Annotated in this window: 12 protein-coding genes; 5 read left to right on the forward strand and 7 right to left on the reverse strand. The window is 65.0% G+C overall.

From position 1 onward, the window contains the following. Nucleotide 1 precedes the first annotated feature (1 nt). The 5 genes from B0G71_RS03875 (at nt 2) to B0G71_RS03895 (ending at nt 6,434) form a co-directional block, all read left to right on the forward strand. Nucleotides 2-940, forward strand: coding sequence for a branched-chain amino acid ABC transporter permease (locus B0G71_RS03875; protein WP_116139861.1), 939 nt, complete (start codon nt 2-4; stop codon nt 938-940). Then, entirely contained in the window at nt 933-2,225 is a 1,293-nt protein-coding gene (locus B0G71_RS03880; RefSeq protein ID WP_181916708.1) for a branched-chain amino acid ABC transporter permease, read from the forward strand. Before B0G71_RS03875 ends, B0G71_RS03880 begins: the two co-directional genes overlap by 8 nt. Next, nucleotides 2,222-2,974 carry an ABC transporter ATP-binding protein gene (locus B0G71_RS03885; RefSeq protein WP_116139863.1) on the forward strand — a complete coding sequence of 251 codons (753 nt, stop codon included), beginning with the start codon at nt 2,222-2,224 and terminating at the stop codon, nt 2,972-2,974. Before B0G71_RS03880 ends, B0G71_RS03885 begins: the two co-directional genes overlap by 4 nt. Continuing rightward, the gene (locus B0G71_RS03890; RefSeq protein WP_116139865.1) at nt 2,971-3,684 is read left to right on the forward strand and encodes an ABC transporter ATP-binding protein; all 714 of its coding nucleotides are present in this window, start codon (nt 2,971-2,973) and stop codon (nt 3,682-3,684) included. Before B0G71_RS03885 ends, B0G71_RS03890 begins: the two co-directional genes overlap by 4 nt. Nucleotides 3,685-4,076: 392 nt before the next feature. After that, nucleotides 4,077-6,434 (forward strand): hypothetical protein, encoded by a 2,358-nt coding sequence (locus tag B0G71_RS03895; protein ID WP_116139867.1) that lies wholly within the window; start codon nt 4,077-4,079, stop codon nt 6,432-6,434. Between the two features lie 41 nt (nt 6,435-6,475). Here the strand turns inward: B0G71_RS03895 and iolB are convergent, their stop codons facing one another. From iolB to B0G71_RS03930, 7 genes are all read right to left on the reverse strand, one after another. Next, nucleotides 6,476-7,276, reverse strand: a complete 801-nt coding sequence (gene iolB, locus B0G71_RS03900) for a 5-deoxy-glucuronate isomerase (protein ID WP_106283668.1) — start codon at nt 7,274-7,276, stop codon at nt 6,476-6,478. Beyond that, on the reverse strand, nt 7,273-8,190 hold the full coding sequence (iolE, locus tag B0G71_RS03905; protein WP_116139869.1) for a myo-inosose-2 dehydratase: 918 nt from the start codon (nt 8,188-8,190) through the stop codon (nt 7,273-7,275). The genes iolB and iolE overlap by 4 nt, the downstream gene beginning before the upstream one ends. Before the next feature lie 10 nt (nt 8,191-8,200). Next, nucleotides 8,201-10,174 carry a 3D-(3,5/4)-trihydroxycyclohexane-1,2-dione acylhydrolase (decyclizing) gene (gene iolD, locus B0G71_RS03910; protein ID WP_116139871.1) on the reverse strand — a complete coding sequence of 658 codons (1,974 nt, stop codon included), beginning with the start codon at nt 10,172-10,174 and terminating at the stop codon, nt 8,201-8,203. Further along, nucleotides 10,171-12,222, reverse strand: coding sequence for a 5-dehydro-2-deoxygluconokinase (gene iolC / locus B0G71_RS03915; protein ID WP_116139873.1), 2,052 nt, complete (start codon nt 12,220-12,222; stop codon nt 10,171-10,173). Before iolC ends, iolD begins: the two co-directional genes overlap by 4 nt. Nucleotides 12,223-12,286: 64 nt before the next feature. After that, a complete protein-coding gene (locus tag B0G71_RS03920; protein WP_241974525.1) occupies nt 12,287-13,141 on the reverse strand; it encodes an ATP-binding cassette domain-containing protein in 855 nt (284 codons plus the stop codon). A 13-nt stretch (nt 13,142-13,154) separates the two neighbouring features. Next, nucleotides 13,155-14,312 (reverse strand): ABC transporter permease, encoded by a 1,158-nt coding sequence (locus B0G71_RS03925; protein WP_106283664.1) that lies wholly within the window; start codon nt 14,310-14,312, stop codon nt 13,155-13,157. 144 nt (nt 14,313-14,456) lie between these two features. Beyond that, nucleotides 14,457-15,503: a sugar ABC transporter substrate-binding protein gene (locus B0G71_RS03930; protein ID WP_116139875.1), complete on the reverse strand. Its 1,047-nt coding sequence runs from the start codon at nt 15,501-15,503 to the stop codon at nt 14,457-14,459. Nucleotides 15,504-15,542 lie beyond the last annotated feature (39 nt).

A 15,542-nucleotide genomic window follows, 5' to 3' on the forward strand; every position in this document is an offset into this window, starting at 1 on the left:
CGTGCAGTCGTTCGTCATCAATCTGCTCAACGGCGCCAGTTACGGCCTGCTGCTGTTCATGCTGTCGGCGGGCCTGACGCTGATCTTCAGCATGCTCGGCGTGCTGAATATCGCGCATGCGAGTTTTTACATGCTCGGCGCGTATGTTGGATTTTCGGTGGCGGCGCGCGCGGGGTTCTGGAGCGCGTTAGTCGTCGCGCCGCTTGTCGTCGGGCTGATCGGCGCGGCTCTCGAGCGTTGGCTGTTACGGCGCGTGCGCGTGCAGGGGCATCTCGCCGAGTTGCTGCTGACGTTCGGCGCCGCGTATCTGCTGGGCGAACTGGTCAAGCTCGGCTGGGGCTTGAGTCCGCTGTCCGCGACCGTGCCCGCCGTGCTCGATGGGCCGCTCTTCACCGTCTACGGCGCGGCGTTCGCCCGCTACCGCGCGTTCATGATGGCGGTGTCGCTCGCCATGCTCGCTGTTCTGTTCGCGGTGTTGCGCGTATCGAAGGCGGGCCTGATCGTGCGCGCCGCGCTCACGCACGCGAGCGCCGTCGAAGCACTCGGCCACAACGTGCCGCGCGTGTTCACCGGCGTGTTCGCGGCCGGCACGGCGCTCGCCGCGCTGGCCGGCGTGATCGGCGCGCCGCTCTTCGTAGTCGAGCCGGGGATGGCGGAGTCGCTCGGCTCGATCGTGTTCGTGGTGGTCGTGATCGGCGGGCTGGGTTCGCTGACGGGTGCGCTGGCAGCGTCGCTGCTGGTCGGTTGCGTGCAGACGCTGGCGGTGGCGAGCAATGTGTCGCTGGGCGACGTTCTGTCGATTTTCGACGCAACGCTGCCCGTCGAATGGGACGCGCTGACGCTCGCGCAACTTGCGCCGCTGATTCCGTATCTGCTGCTGGTGGCGATGCTGGCGCTGCGTCCGCGCGGCCTGTTCGGACGGCGCGATGATCATGCCTGAGGCCAGGGAATCATCCGCGCTGTCCGCGAGCGCGCCGCGTGCGCTTTGGAGCGTGCTCGCGCCGTGGCTTGCGCTGCTTCTGTTCCTCGTCGTGCCGCCCTTCGTCTGGCCGCAAAGCTGGCTGCTCGCCTATCTCGCGCAGACTGCAACGATGATCGTGTTCGCGCTTTCGTACAACCTGCTGCTCGGCGAGACGGGGCTGCTGTCGTTCGGCCATGCCGCTTACTCGGGATTGGGTGCGCTGGCGGCCGCGCAGCTGTTCAACCGGATCGGTGTGCCGCTCGCGCTGCTGCCGCTGGTCGGTGGAATTGGCGGCGCGCTGTGCGGCGTGCTGTTCGGCTTTATTTCAACGCGGCGCGCCGGCACGGCCTTCGCGATGATCACGCTCGGTCTCGGCGAACTCGTCGCGGCCGCGGCGTGGACGCTGCCTGACTGGTTCGGCGGCGAGGCGGGCGTGGCGATCGATCGCGCGAGCGGCGTGCCGCTGGGAAGCTGGAGCTTCGGCCCGGCGCGCGAGGCGTATGCGCTGATTGCCGTGTGGTGCCTGCTCGCGTGCGCGGCGATGTTCGCGCTTTCGCGCACGCCTTTCATGCGCCTTGCCAATGCCGTGCGTGACAACCCCGTGCGGGCCGCGGCAATCGGCTGCTACCCGCGTCGCATTCGCTATGGCGTCGTGGTGATGTCAGCGTTTTTCGCGGGTATCGCGGGGACGCTGGCGCTTGTCAATGTGGAACTGGTGTCGACGGAAAGCGTCGGCATGATGCGCTCGGGCGCGGTGTTGATCGCCACGGTGATCGGCGGCACGGCGGCGTTTTTCGGGCCGGTCGCGGGCGCGGTCGTTCTGACGTTTTTCAGCGTCGCGGTGGCGAGCGTCACGCGCGCCTGGCTGTTCTACTTGGGGCTGTTCTTCATCGTAATCGTGGCGATGTCGCCCGACGGATTGGCGGGCTTCGCGCAGCGTTTTATGGCGCGAGTCGCCGCGCACGGCTGGCGCCGCTGCACCGCTACGTATTGGTGGGGCACGGCCGCCGCATTGTCGTGGACCGTGGCCGCCGTGCTCGCCGTGCAATGGGCCTACGCGGCGCAATTCGGCGCAAGCGACGGCGCGGCGTTCGATGTGCCGGGCGTGCCGTCGTGGATCATCGCGTCGCCGCTTTACTTCGGCGCCATGGTCTTTGTGCTGGCCACGCTGGGAGCACTGGCCGCGCATTACGCGAGGCGCGCTCAAGCGTTGCTCATGAGCCCGCGCTCAAGCGCCACGCCTACCGCCGGAGCCTCGCGATGATCCCCGCGCTCGCGCTCTACGGCATCGAAAAACGCTTCGGCTCGACGCGAATTCTGCGCGGCGTCGATCTCGCGATCCAACCCGGCGAGCGCCACGCGCTGATCGGTCCGAACGGCGCGGGCAAGTCGACGCTCTTTAATCTGATCGCCGGCGGCGCGCGGCCGAACGCGGGGCGCATCGATCTGTTCGGCGCCGAGATCACGCGGCTCGCGCCGGCCGCGATCACGCGTCGCGGGCTTGCGCGCAGTTTCCAGAGCACCAGCGTGTTCGCGCGGCTCAGCGTGTTCGACAACCTGCGCTGCGCGGCGCTGCTGGCTGAGCGCGACCGCACGCGCTGGTGGCAGCGTTTCAGCGGCTCGCCAACGGTCGACGCGCGCGCCGCACACGTGCTCGACGCGGTGGGCCTGAGCGAGCGCCGCCACGTTCAGGCCGGCACGCTCAGCTATGCCGAGCAGCGCGCGCTCGATCTCGGCATCGCGCTCGCGGGCGGCGCGCATACCTTGCTGCTCGACGAACCGACTGCCGGCATGAATCGCGCGGAAGCGGCGCGCACGGTCGAACTGATTCGCGAGACCACGGCGGGCCGCACGCTGCTGATGGTCGAGCACGACATGGAAGCGGTCTTCGCGATCGCCGATCGCATTTCGGTGCTCGTGCAAGGACGCATCATCGCGAGCGGCACGCCGGCGGCGATCCGCGCGGACGAGACCGTGCGCGCCGCCTATCTCGGCGAAGGGTTCGGCACATGAGCGCCTTGCTCGAGATTCGCGCGCTGAACGCGTGGTATGGCGCGAGCCAGGCGCTGCACGGCGTCACGCTCGGCATCGAAGCGGGCGAAGTGCTGGCGCTGGTCGGCCGTAACGGCTCGGGCCGCTCGACGCTCGCACGCGCGATCATGGGCCTCGTGCGCAGCGAAGGCGAGCTGCGTTTCGCGGGCCGACCGCTCGGCGGCCTGCGCACCTTCGAGATCGCGCGTCTCGGTCTCGGCTACGTACCGGAACATCGCGACGTATTTCCGACGCTGAGCGTGCACGAGAATCTGCAACTCGGCGTCGCGCCACGGGATCGCGGCCGCGCGCCGCGCTTCACCTTCGACGACGCCTACGCGCTTTTCCCCATACTGCGCGAACGAAAGCGCACGCGCGCGGGCGCGCTCTCGGGCGGCGAGCAACAGATGCTGACGCTCGCTCGCGCGCTCCTTGGCGACCCCGATTTGCTCGTCATCGACGAACCCGGCGAGGGTCTCGCGAGCCTCGTGATGGAGCAGGTCGCGCAATGCTTGCGGACCTTGCGTGATCGCGGCGTGGCGATGCTGCTGATCGAGCAGCGTCTCGTGATCGCGCAGGACATCGCCAGCCGCGTCGCGGTGATGGGGCACGGCGAAATCGTGTTCGACGGCGCGCTCGCGTCGTTCGTGCAGCGGGCGGACGTGATGCGGGAATGGCTCGGCGTCGGTTGATGGATCCACGTCCGCTGGCGGCGCTTTATTGCGGCGCCGCACCGTGATGAGTGACCGTTGCACTGTCCTTGCCGAATGCCTCTCACGTCGAACGAATCGTGCGATCCGCGCAGAGCGCTCGGATCGCGCCAATCGTGCCGTTTGAATCCTATTTGTCCACGCGCCGCTCACGCCACGTGCACGCGGTTCTCCGCTCGGCCGCCGCAGCGATTCAAACGCTTGATCGTTTGGTGAGCGTCCTCCAGAAATCTTGTCGGCAGCGCGCCGACAAATAAAGACAATTGGGTAAAAGACGTGCGACGGCGGCTTGCCGTCTAAAGCCGCCGTATGCGCGACGAACCATGTCGTGCCCGGCGCGCGAGAGGCGCATCGCGGCTTCAGGAGGAGACATCATGAGACGGAGACGCGCATTGCATGTAGCGTCGGCGAACGATCCGCAGAAGTCCACGTACTCTCTGCAAGATTTGAAGTCGAAGCACGCGTGGTGGTATACGCCGATCTGCGTGAGCACGGCGTTGTTGACGGCCGCGCTGCTGATGTCCGCCTGCGCCGACGCCAGTTCGACAACCGGCGACGCGGCCTCCGCAACGCCGAATCCCGCGAACACGACAGCCGGTGCGTCAAGCAACGAAGCCGGAACCGCTGACCGCCGCGCGAATGCCACTACAGCGCCGGACGCCGCGCTCGCCGCTCAACCCGCCTCGTCGACGCGCCCCTCACTCGAACTCGCCAAAGCCAGACAACTGGCCGCGGAGCAAAGCGTCGCCGCGCGCGTGCCCTCGGCGAGCGGGATGAGCGAGAAACGCAGCCGTCCGCTAACGCTGCGCGATTCCGGCATCGACGGCTCGCTGATGTTCGCGCGCGACGTCGACTTTCGCGTGACCGGCGATATCGGCTTCATGATTCACGACATGGCGGCGACGCTGAGCCCGGCGCGGCCCGGCCAGCCGATCGTATTCGACGATCCGACCAGCGTGACGATCAACGTCCACCGCGGCCATGTAACGCTCGACATGGCGAAGCTCACGGCAATCTTCAACCGTTACCTGTTCCAGTATCAGGGCTCGCCGCTGCGCAACATGCGGGTCGTGCCGCAGGACGGCGGCAATCTGCGCATCACCGGCGAAATGCATCGTGAGACGTGGGTGCCGATCGTGCTGAGCGGATCGCTGTCCATGCGCGATGCCGACGAACTCGTCTTTCACGCCGATCACGTCGAAGTGGCCGGCGTCGGCGCCGACAAGCTGATGCAGGCCGCGCACGTGAAGATGGCCGACCTGCTGAAAGTGGACACGCCGATCGCGCGTCTGGACGGCGACGACGTCGTGATGCAGGTGGCCAGACTGACGCCGCCGCCCGCGTTGCGTATGACGATCACGCAGATTGAAACGAGTGCGGCAGGCGTACGCTTCACGCTCGACGACCGTACCGTGCCGGGCATCGTCTGGCCCGCGACGATGCCCGCACGCGGCATGCTGGTGCAGGGCGGCGACGTCAAATTCATGCGCTCGATGCCGATGAACATCGACATGGCGCTCACGCCGGTCGACGGTACAGGGCCGTTCGTGCTGGACCTGTACCACTATCGCGAGCAGATGGCGGCCGGCTATTTCACCTTCGACGAAGCGGGCGCGCTGGACGTGCATCTGCCGTCATATACGACGCTAGCCAGCGCGGACAAAGACACGCCTCTGCAAACCGGCAGCGCGAGCGCGCGCTTTAACGACAGCTTCATTCGCGCGCAGCAGGCCGCGCTCGCGCAGGCGCGGCTCGTTTGGCAGCACGTGCCGCAGACGGTGCGGACCGCGTCGGTGGCGCGTGCGATTCCGGTCGGCACGCGCGCGGCATTCGCGGGGCAGAGCATGGCGACGCCGGGTTCGGCTTTGAGCGACGAGCGTCATTCGTCGGGACCCGCACCGCTGATTCACGTCGAGAATGTCGACTTCTACGTGTCGGGGCGCATCGGTTTTCATGTGCGCACGCTGGACGCGCAGATGGTGCCGAAAAAGGCGGGACAACCGGTCGATCTGGACGATCCCGATCAGTACGATATCCGTATCATCGGCGGCGAGGTCGTGGAGCCATGGCCCGCGATGGCGGCGCTTTTCAACGACTATCTGCTCGACTACGAGCCGCGCTCGCTCAACGATTTGCAGTTGCAACCGGTGGACGGCAAGCTGGAAGTGAGCGGCGGCATCAAGTTATGGAATCGCTTTCCCGGTGTCTGGCTGCCGACCACGATGAGCGGCACGATCGTCGCCAGAGATGAGCGGCATCTCGTGTATGAGCCGACCTCGGTGAAGGTGCTCGGCGTGCCGCAGGCCGGCTTGCTGCGCGCGTTGGATATTCCGCTCGCCTCGCTCACGCCGTTCACGCGCAAGGGCGTCGCGCTGAAGGGCAACGAGCTGGTGTTCGATCAGTACACCGTGTTTCCGCCGCCGGTTTTGCAAGGGCGTCTGGCCAGCGCGATGGTCACCGACGAGGGTCTCGTGCTGAAGTTCAAGCGCGACGGCAATGTCGTCGCCGCGAGGCCGCCTGCGGGCGCGGGTAAGAGCTTCGTCTGGATCGAATCCGGCGACGTGAAGATGTTCAACTCGCTGGTGACGAATACGCGCACCTTCATCAAGGACAGTTCGAACCCCGGCGTGATGAAGTTCGATCTGTACGCTTATCGCAAGGACGTGTCGAAGGGAACGGTGAAGATGGGCGAAGACGGCGGCCTGGACGTCGATCTGGCCGTTAGAAAATAGCCTGCGCGGCGCCTGTAGTAAGCGCCGCGCGGGCTGCTACATCAAGCGTCCTTATTGATGATCCATTCGTGCGCCGGGTCGTTGCGGAAATGCCAGACTCGCTGTCCGCCCGCCATCACGTTCAGATAGTACGAGTCGTACCCATACGGCACGATCACCGGATGATAGCCACGCGGCACCATCACGACGTCGTGATTCTCGACGGCCATGGACTCGTCGATATCGCGCATGTCGGTGTACACGCGTTGAAACGCAAACCCTTGCGGCGGATCGAGCCGGTGATAGTAAGTCTCTTCAAGTGAGCTCTCGTGCGGGACATTGTCGGTGTCGTGCTTGTGCGGCGGGTAGCTCGAAGCGTGTCCGCCAGGCGTCCTGACTTCCACCACCAGCAGCGACTCCGCGGGCTCGGTCTGCGGAAGAATGTCGCATACGTATCGCGTATTCAGCCCTTTGCCGCGTGTCGAGCGTTTCATCGAACCCGGCTCGATCAGCCGCGCCGGTAGTTCGCCTTTGGCCGGCGCGCTCGCCACGCCGATCTCGGCATCGCGGCAAGCGCGCACCGTGACCCGCACATTCGGCGGCAAATAGACCGCATACGGCGCGGCGTCTTCGAACACGCTGTCGCGCGAACCCAGCGAACTCCATTTGGTGTCCGCGGTTTCGATATCCACTGCGCCCGTGAGCACGACGATGCACACTTCACGCGACGGTTCGAACACGTGCACGACTTCGTTCTCGCCCAGCCGGTAAGCGGCAAAACCGACATAACGCCAGCACGCCGACTCCGGTGTCACTCGCGCGATCGTCTGGCCTTCGCGCTGCGCCTTCACCAATAAACTCATGCTGCCTCCTGCTGTGTGCCGTCGAGCGGCGCATCGACCAGCGCGCGCAATGTCTTGTAGCCTTTCTGCGCGTAGTCGAACGATGGCGCCACGACCGGATCCTGTTCGGCTTCCACCACCAGCCAGCCGCAATAACCGTGCCGCTTCAGGCGCTCGACGATCGCGGGGAAATTTACCGCGCCGTCGCCCGGCACCGTGAAGGCGCCGGCGATGACCGCGTCCAGAAAACTCCAGTTGCGATTGCGCGCGAGCTTCATGACGGCGGGGCGCACGTCCTTGCAGTGTACGTGGCAAACGCGCCCGATATGTTTGTCGAGCACGGCGAGCGGATCGCCGCCGGCAAACGTGATATGTCCCGCGTCGAACAGCAGGCCGACAGCGTCGCTGGTGCGTGCCATCAGTTGATCGACGTCGGCCGGTGTTTCGACATAAGCGCCCATGTGGTGATGATAGGCGAGCCGCACGCCGCGGCTCAGTGTATAACGCGCGAATTCGTCGACACGGGCCGCATATTCGGCCCATTGCTTCTCGCTGAAAAAACGCGGGCGTTGGTACAGTGGTTGCGCTGCGCCCTGAATCGAATCGGCGACCTCGCCGTACACCATCGCCGTCGCGCCGTTTTGCGCGAGCAATTCCAGATGCGGGCCGACTTCCGCGATTTCTTCCTCGACGCTGCGTCGCGCGAGGCGTCCGGAATACCAGCCGGAAACCAGCGCGAGATCGTACTGCGCAAGCAGCGTCTTCAACGCCTGAGGCTCGCGCGGAAACTTGTTGCCGAGTTCGAAGCCTTGATAGCCGATCTGGCGGCCTTCCGTCAGCGCCACCTCGAGCGGCGTTTCGCCGCCGAGCGAAGGCAGATCGTCGTTCATCCACGAAAGCGGATTGATGCCGATACGTACGTCGAAAGCAGTCATGCGGGCGTCCTCATTCGTTGTCGGCGGAGCCGGTGCTCTGCGCGGAGCCGGCCGGTTCGGCGCGGGCCGCGAGTTGCGTTTCGTATTTCGCGCGCGCGTCGCGCACGGCGGGGCGCGGCGAGACCTCCGGCACGGCCACTTCCCACCACCAGCCGCCGTCGTCGGTGGTGCGAGCGGGATCGGTATCGATGCTGATGACGTAAGTGCGATCCGCCGCGCGGGCGCGTTCCAAAGCAGCTTCGAGTTCAGCGACATTCGCCGCATGTTCGGCTTGCGCGCCGAGCGCACGCGCATGCGCGGCGAAATCGATCTGCGGCGCGCCGAGCGGGCCTTGCATGCAGTTCTCCAGCAGGTTGTTGAACGGCGCACCGCCGCACGCCTGCTGCAAGCGGTTGATGCAGCCATAGCCGCGATTGTCGAGCACTACGACGATCAGCTTCGCGCCGATCATCACCGAGGTGGCGATCTCGCTGTTCATCATCAGATAGCTGCCGTCGCCGACCATCACGATCACTTCACGCGCGGGCCGCGCGAGCTTCACGCCCAGTCCGCCGGCAATCTCATAGCCCATGCACGAGTAGCCGTACTCGACGTGATACGCGCCCGGTTTGCCGGCGCGCCAGAGCTTGTGCAATTCGGCGGGCAGGGTGCCGGCTGCGCAGACGACGATATCGTTCGCGGGTGAACTGGCGCTCGAACGCTGCACGGCGCCGATCACATCGCCCTCGTAAGGCAGCACGGTATCGCGCTGCGGCGCATGCGTGAGCGTGCTCACCGTATCGCGCCAGCTTGCCGCGAGTTTGTGCGCGCGCGCGGTCCACGTGCGGTCAGCGTGCCAGCCTTGCAGCGGTTCGGCGAGCGCTTCGAGCGCGAGATGCGCGTCGGCTTCGACCACTTGCGCGCGATGCTTGAGACCGTCGAACGCATTGGCGTTGATGGCGATCACGTCGGCTTGCGTGAACAAGGTGTTCGAGCCGGTCGTGAAGTCCTGCAAGCGCGTGCCGACGGCCAGCACGCAATCGGCGTCGTGCGCGAGCGCGTTCGCTGCGGGCGAGCCCGTCACGCCCAGCGCGCCCGCGTTCAGCGGATCGTTCCACGCAAGCGAGCCTTTGCCGGCCTGGGTTTCCGTTACTGGAATGCCATACGTGGTCGCGAAGCGGTGCAGCGCGTCGCTTGCGCGGCCATAGAGCACGCCGCCGCCCGCGACGATCAGCGGCCGCCTGGCATGACGCAGACGCGCGATAGCGGCTTCGATTTCATCGACACGCGGTGCGGGCGAATAAAACGTGACGACGCGCGGCTTGAAGAAGTCGACCGGGAAATCCCATGCCTGCGCCTGCACGTCTTGCGGCAACGCGAGCGTGACTGGCCCGCACAAGGCGGCGTCGGTCAGCACGCGCAGCGCGCGCGGCAACGCACTCAGCAATTGCGCGGGATGCACGATGCGGTCGAAGTAGCGCGACACGGGCTTGAGCGCGTCATTGGCGGAGACGCCGCCGTCGTGGAAGTCTTCGACCTGCTGCAACACCGGATCGGGCGCGCGAGAGATGAAGATGTCGCCGGGCAACAGCAGCACCGGCAAACGGTTCACATGGGCGAGCGCCGCCGCGGTCACGAGGTTGGTGGCGCCCGGTCCGATCGACGTCGTGACGGCCATCATGCGGCGGCGGAAATGCGCCTTCGCATAGGCGATCGCGCTGTGCGCCATCGCCTGTTCGTTGTGGGCGCGCAGGGTCGGCAGTTCGTCGCGGTGCTGATACAGCGCCTCGCCGATCCCCGCCACGTTGCCATGGCCAAAGATCGCGAACACGCCGCCGAACAGCGGCTCGGTGCCTTCGCCGTCTTCAGTCGCGACGCGTTGCGCGGCGAGATAGCGGACCAAGGCCTGCGCGGTCGTCAGGCGCACCGTGCCACCCGGGCGCGTGCCAGCGTGGCTGGCGTCGTTGGCGGACGCCGCGTCGTGATGCAATACGCGCTGATTCATGCGGCTTGCTCCTGTTGGACAGGGTTCGGCGCGCTGGGCTGCGCGGCGCATGCGCCACGCGTTGCACGCCACGAAGCAATCAGTGTTTCGAAGGTGCGGCGTACGCGCGCGATCAATTCGTCGTCGCCGATTTCTCCGGCGAGCCACGCATGACTCGGCTCGTGGAAGATCGTGCGTCCGACCGTGAAGCCACGGCACGTCGCCGATTGCGCCGCCGCGCGAAAGCCTTCGTCCAACTGCTCGACGGCCGCCGACAAACCGAGCAGCACCACGCCGCGACAGTACGGATCGCGCTCGGCGATCAACGCGTCGACGTTGCGCCACTGCGCGGCGTCCATCGGTTCGAGCTTCCACCACTCGGGATAGATGCCGATGTTGTACAGGCGCTTTAACGCGCGATACACGGTGTCGGGCGCTTGCGGCAGTTGCGCGTGTTTCGGCGGAATCACTTCGAGCAGCAATTCATGGCCGCTTGCTTGCGTCGCGTCAAAGAGCGCGCGCAGTTGCGCTTCCTGTTCGAGACGCTGCTCGATGGGCTCGTCCGGATGGAACTGCACGAGGCACTTGACGATATGTTCCTGCGGCCACGGAATCAGCGTGGTGCCGATCGAACGGCCATGATCGAACACGAGCGGCACCGAGCCCGGCAATTCCACCGGCCGGCCGATCCACCAGCCGCGGCCGGTGGCGGCGTTCAGCGCGTCCTGACCATAACGGTCGTCGATCAGCACGCCAATGCGGTTCTGCAACCCCAACGCGCTTTCGGTTTGCGCGACGGCTTCGACGAACAGACCCTTCAGACGCGCGATGCGCGCTTCGTCGGCGCCCGTTTGCTGCGCGAGTTCGAAGAACTGGTTGCGATGGTCGAAGGCGAAACCAAGCACTTCGTCCCATTGTTTGCGGGCCGGCGAGACGCGATGCAGCCGCGCGAGCGTTGCGTCGCGATCCGGGCGGCGCATGCGCTGCGGATCGGCTTTCGCTTCGCGCAGGAAATAGTCGAGTTCGGCGGGCGTGGGCATGGCCGGCGCGCAGCCGTGACGCGAGACGACCAGCGCGCCGCTCGCGTTTGCAATGCGCGCGCACGCTTCCAGCGGTTGATCGCGCAGCCATCCGGAGAGGAAACCCGAGGCGAACGCATCGCCCGCGCCGAGTACGTTGAGCACTTCGACTTCCACGCCGCCGTGAATCGGCAGATCGTCGAGCGAGGCGGGCACCGCGCCGTCGATGATCTGGCAGCCCATTGGTCCGCGTTTCAGCACCAGCGTGGCCGGCGTGACGGCGCGCACCATCGCGAGTGCGTCGACCAATTCGGTCTTGCCGCCGGCAATGCGGAATTCCTCTTCGGTGCCGATCACCAGATCGAACAGCGGCAGAATGCGCTGCAAATGCGCGGTGACGCCCTCGCTCGCGACGAAGCGGGTTTCGCCGTCTGCTTTGCCGGTGAGGCCCCACAGCACCGGGCGATAGTCGATATCGAGCACGGTGCGCACCTGGTTGCGGCGCGCATAGTCCAGCGCGCGGCGGCTCGTACGGTTCACCTGCTCGGTGGAGAAGTGCGTCCCGGTAATCAACAGCGCTTTCGACGACGCGATGAAGGCTTCGTCGAAATCCGCTTCATCGACTGCCATGTCCGCGCAGTTCTCGCGATAGAAGATCAACGGAAAAGTATCGCGGTCTTTGAGGCCGAGCAGCACTAGAGCGGTCAGACGCTCCTGATCGATGCGCACGTGGCTGACGTCGCAACCTTCTTTGGTGAGCGTCTCGGTGAGAAAACGGCCCATGTGATCGTTGCCGACGCGCGCCAGCATCGACGACGCGAGGCCGAGCCGCGCGCAGCCGAAGGCGATATTCGCCGACGAGCCGCCAAGATACTTCGCGAAGCTCGACACGTCTTCGAGCCGCGCGCCGACTTGCTGCGCGTAGAGATCGACAGCGAGGCGACCGAGGCAGACAATATCGCGGCTGCGGCCCGGCGCAAAGCGGCTGCCGTTGGCCGGCGCCGGCGTCGAGGCGGACGTGATGCCGCTGGATGTGCTGGAATGATCCATGAAGTTTCCTGAATAGCTGGGCGCGACGGCCGGCGCGACTGCACCGAACCGTCGCGCGAATGAATCAGATCGTCGCGCCTTCGAGTTCGCCGATCATCTTCTGCATCTCGGCGCCGCCGGCCATCATGTCGAGCACCTCGTCCTTGCTGATGGTTTCCTTGGTGAACGTGCCGAGCGATTTGCCGCGATTGAGCACCGTGAACGAATCGCCGATCGGATACGCGTGGTGCACGTTGTGCGTGATGAAGATCACCGAGATGCCTTTGGCGCGCGCCTTGTGAATCAGCTTCAGCACGTTGAAGCTCTGCTTCACGCCGAGCGCGGCGGTTGGTTCGTCGAGAATCAGCACGCGCGCGCCGAAGTGAATCGCCCGCGCGATCGCGAGACACTGTTTCTCGCCACCGGACATGGTGCCGATCGGCTGATGCGCGTCGCGCACGTTGATGCCCATTTCGGCGAGCTTCTCGCGCGCGGTGGTGGCGCTGGTTTCGAGGTCCATCACGCTCAGGAAACCAAACAACTTCTTTTGCGGCTCGCGTCCCATGAAGAAGTTGCGTGCCACGGAGAGCAGCGGCACCAGCGCGAGATCCTGATACACGGTGGCGATGCCGAGATCGAGTGCATCTTTCGGGGACTCGAACAGCACGGGTTTGCCGTCCACCAGATACTGGCCGGAAGAGGGCTGATGCACGCCGGCGAGGGTCTTAATCAGCGTCGACTTGCCCGCGCCGTTGTCGCCGAGCAGGCAGTGCACTTCGCCGCGTTTCAGGCGCAAGGTCACGCCGCTCAATGCGATCACCTTGCCGAAGTATTTGTTGACGTTCTCCAATGCGAGGATCACGTCTTCGTGCGGCGCGGCTGCGGTCGCGTTTGCGTTCGATTCAGGCAAGGCGTTCGCCGTGGTATTCATATCGGACATGTTCGTCTCCTCTTTACGCCTGCGAAACGCGGCGGCGCACATAGTGATTGAACAGCACGGCGATCAAAAGCATCACGCCGAGGAACACGCGGAACCAGTCGGAACTGACGTTGGTGTAGGTAATGCCGATTTGCACCACGCCGAAGATCAACGCACCGAAACACGCGCCGACCACCGAACCATAACCACCCGTCAGCAACGTGCCGCCGATCACCGCGGCGATGATCGCTTCGAATTCCTTCTGCAGACCGCGGTCGGCCGCGGCTGAGCCGATGTCGCACACTTGCAGTACCGCAAAGAGGCACGAGCAGAACGCGGTCAGTACGAACAGTGAAATCTTCACGCGACGTACTGGCACCCCCACGTTCTTGGCCGCGTTGGCGTCGCCGCCTACAGCGAGAATCCAGTTGCCCGCGCGCGTTTTTGCCAGCACGAACGCGCACACCGCCGCGAGTCCGAGCCACCACAGAATTACCTTCGGAATGCCAGGCACGAGCGCATGGCCGTTATCGAGCATGGTGCCGATGCCGTGGCGCGCAAGCATCGTGAACAGACCGTTCAGCGCGACGCCATGAAACAGCGTATTCGCGAACCAGTCGTTCTGCGCGAGGTCGCCGACACCGGAGACGATCGTGCGGTCCGCGAACATGATCGAGAGCGCGAGCGTGAGGCCGCGCAGGATGAACAGAAACGCGAGCGTGACGATGAACGACGGCAGGCGCGTGCGCATCACCAGATAGCCGTTCAGCGCGCCGAGCAGCATGGAGCCGGCGAACGCGAAGAGAATCGCCAGCGAAATCGGCCAGTGAAAGTACACCGAGGGAATCGCGACCATCATGCCGGCAAAACCGATCATCGAGCCGATGGACAGATCGAACTCGCCGGCGATCATCAACAGACAGGCGCCTACGGCGAGAATGCCGAGATACGCGGAGACCTGCGACCAGTTCATCACGCCGTCGAGGTTGAACATGCCGGAACCGCCGGCCGTCAGCGCGAAAACGAGAAACACCAGTACCGCGCCGGAAATCGCGGCGAATTCGGGGCGATTCAGCACGTGGCCGAATCGGGATTCCTTGCGCAGCCGTTCATCCGAATCGGGCAGCGAGGGCGCGGCCTCGCCGGTATTCGTCTTGACGTGCGGTGGGAAGTGTTTGCCGGCTACACCCATGATGTCTCCTTGGAGCCCGGCCGTGTGCGGCTCGCACGCGAGGATGCGTGGCGAGAACGACAGCCGGTGAAATGCGCGGGGGCGGGCGGCCCGCTCCGAATCGAAGCGGTGCCCGCCGTGCGCGTGACTAGCTAGAGAAAAGAATCAGCGATACTGCCCTGCGTACTTGATGACCTTGTCGAGGTTTTCCTTGGTGATGAAACCCGGGCCCGACCGGATGTTCTTCGGTCCGTACGACGGTGCGAGACCATAGGTTGCCAGCCGTTCCTTGAACTTCGGATTGGCTTCGAGAATCTGGCGGATCTTCGCGGGATCGGTGGTGTGCTCTTTCTTCACGATTGCCAGCACGGCCACGGGGATATAGCCCTGCAGGTACGGCTGCTGGTCGATCGCGAACTGGATCGTGCCGTTCTGGATCGCCTTGGCGATGTCGTCGGAGAAGTCGAACGTGCAGAAATAGATCTTGCCCGCCAGACCCATTTGCGTGACCGCTTTCAGCGTGGCCGAAGCCGGAGTCGGTCCGAGCGTCAGGATCGCGCCGGTGTTCGGATGGTTGCGCAGATACGCGCTGACCTTCGACTGGATTTCGGTCGGGTCCTGGCCGGAGTCGATGGTGGACGACTTGTAATCGACGCCGATCGCCTCGGCAAAACCGCGGCAACGGTCGAACGACACGGTGTTGGTGGCGAGGTGATTCACGCACAGGAACGACTTCACGCCTGCTGCCTTGGCTTTCTCACCGGCGGCTTTGCCTGCCACGTATTCGGGCTGGCCCACATGCATGATCGCGCCGAGTTGCGCGCTCTGTTCCTCGGTGCCGGAATTGATCGTGACGAGCGGAATCTTTTTCGCGGTCACTTTGTTGATCGAGCTTTTCAGCACGTCGAAGTCGGCGATGGTGACGATCACGCCGTCGTAGTTGCGCGCGGCGGCCTGCTCGACCAGACGCGCCATATCGGCGATGTCGCCATTCGGCGGATTGCGATAGTCGGTCTCGACGTTGAAGTCCTCGTCGGCCTGTTTGATGGCGTTCTTGATGGTGTTCCACCACGAATCCGAATCCGGCGCGTGGCTGATCAGCACGAAGTGCGCGTCAGCCGCGCGGGCGGCCGAGGCCGCGCCGAATCCCGTCGCCAACGTCAATGCCGTCACCAGAATCCTGAGCGTAGCCTTGCCCTTGCAAAGTCTCATTGTCTCCACCTTTCTCGGTATGTCGTTTTTGAAGGGAGC

Origin of the sequence: Paraburkholderia sp. BL27I4N3 (assembly GCF_003386115.1) — a bacterium.
Classification (GTDB): domain Bacteria; phylum Pseudomonadota; class Gammaproteobacteria; order Burkholderiales; family Burkholderiaceae; genus Paraburkholderia.